Below are 1,018 nucleotides of genomic sequence, written 5' to 3'. Positions count from 1 at the left end.
AACCATTGGATATCTGCGTAAAGCGATCAGCGCCAAGGCCGAGTTCGACGTTCAGCTGTGCATCAACATCGAAGAACAGAGCAATGGTGTGGTGCGGTGCGAAGATCTGCGGCCCACGGTTCGCTGGTCATTTCTACGGAATTCAAGCCGATGTCGGCCGTTCGAGTCGCCTACTTACAGGGACTGCAGTGTCACGGAGAAGTGGGGCTGACGCTTTGGCTTTTCTATGCAAGTCCCTTGACACGTTCGAAAAACCGCATAAAAACCGCATGAAAATCGCTCGAAAACCGGAACCGTAATCATTGAAGCCTCCCGCAGCGGTCGCTCATCCAACGGCCGCGTCGTCGTCGACGGTCAGCTCATTCCTGGCGTCAAACCCGTCAAACTTCGTTGATACCCAAGCATAAACAGGGAATGACGTCATATTTTCGTTCGATTGAGTCACAGCGTCTCCGGCTCAACAGCCGTGTCAAGTTGCGAAAGCGCGATTTTGCCAGAGGCTTGAGATCCCACCTTAGCAAGCGTAAACCAAGAATGCACATCGAGCGGCACCAGCAAATGCTTAGAAATGCAACCCGCGAAACACTCGGAGCGGTTATCACGCAGATGAAGCAGGAACGTCCCGAGGCCTTCCAGATTGAAACCGGCGCGAACGAAACACTGTCGCAACGGCGCTTTGCCTATGAGCCAGCGACGCCACTGCCGACGGCAGGTTTCAACGTGACACGTAAAGACGCAGCAGAGGCAATACAGGACAGTATGCGCAAAGCGTCGGAGCGGACAGTCAAACGGTAGGGTGGATGGAGGGTGGTTGCCGGATACATCTTGTTGGGTTAGTACAGCTATTCAATGTTTGCCGAAGATCGTTGTTGATCTTCGCGGCAACAAGTCATGTGTTTGTGACTTCTTTAGGGGCGAGAATCTGATGGATATGACCGATGGCAAAGAACTCAATTGACGCGTACGGCGCGTCGGGGAAGACAAACCTGCTGTTCTTCGACCCCGACAAGCTGGTGCT

General features: G+C 53.4%; 1 protein-coding gene and 1 pseudogene. Both read left to right on the top strand.

The annotated features are described in order from the left end of the window. Nucleotides 1–211 (top strand): annotated as a pseudogene (locus QCE79_RS32990) (YdaS family helix-turn-helix protein); the annotation flags it as partial. A gap of 395 nt (nucleotides 212–606) precedes the next feature. Next, complete coding sequence (locus QCE79_RS32985) at nucleotides 607–795, top strand: hypothetical protein (protein ID WP_309851659.1); 189 nt, start codon at nucleotides 607–609, stop codon at nucleotides 793–795. The last annotated feature ends 223 nt before the right edge of the window (nucleotides 796–1,018 follow it).

Origin of the sequence: Caballeronia sp. LZ003 (assembly GCF_031451465.1) — a bacterium.
Classification (GTDB): domain Bacteria; phylum Pseudomonadota; class Gammaproteobacteria; order Burkholderiales; family Burkholderiaceae; genus Caballeronia.
This window is presented reverse-complemented; position numbering and strand designations above follow the sequence as displayed.